Raw genomic sequence first — 358 nt, 5'->3', positions numbered from 1 at the left:
GCCGTATCATTGCAATTTTAATCCACTATATTTTGTGACAAGGCAGTTGCCGCGAATGGACTTTGTGTTGCGTTTGGGCAACTTGGTAGGGCAAAGAGAATTATAGTGGAATTAACATAAATCAGGACAAGGCGACGAAGCCGTAGACAGTACAGATAGTACGGAACCGATTCACTTGGTGCTTCAGCACCTTAGAGAATCGTTCTCTTTGAGCTAAGGCGAGGCAGCGCCGTACTGATTTGAAGTTAATCCACTATAGCATCCGTTTTGGCAGAATCCGCCATATCCTTCCACGATAAAAAGGTCGTCTGAAAACCATGTTTCAGGTTTGAACTGGCCCCCAAATCTTGGACACTCA

Origin of the sequence: Neisseria sp. HMSC70E02, assembly GCF_001838645.1 — a bacterium.
In the GTDB taxonomy this organism is placed as follows: domain Bacteria; phylum Pseudomonadota; class Gammaproteobacteria; order Burkholderiales; family Neisseriaceae; genus Neisseria; species Neisseria macacae.
The sequence above is the reverse complement of the archived record's forward strand: the minus strand, read 5'-3'. Positions refer to the sequence as shown.